The organism is Monashia sp. HAY1-5C (genome assembly GCF_056755255.1).
Map to the genome: position 1 here is coordinate 1 of NZ_JBPGXG010000501.1, position 226 is coordinate 226.

The 226-nt window shown below is 67.7% G+C and carries 1 protein-coding gene; it reads right to left on the minus strand.

Going from position 1 to position 226, the window contains the following annotated elements; genetic code table 11:
* Window positions 1-38 precede the first annotated feature (38 nt).
* On the minus strand, window positions 39-226 hold a 188-nt coding region (locus tag ACR9ZK_RS22570), incomplete at its 5' end, for a hypothetical protein (RefSeq protein ID WP_481344162.1).

A 226-nucleotide genomic window follows, 5' to 3' on the forward strand; every position in this document is an offset into this window, starting at 1 on the left:
CCCCCCCCCCCCCCCCCCCCCCCCCCCCCCCCCCCCTCTCAAAGCAGAAACCGACACCCTAGATGTAGCTCCGTCTCGTGGGCTCGGAGATGTGTATAAGAGACAGCTCCCGTACGTACCCGGTCGCGGCTACCCGTCGTCATCGTCGCGGGTCCCGGCGCCGGCGTCCATGACCGGACCGCCCTCGACCTGTTTCTTATACACATCTGACGCTGCCGACGACGGA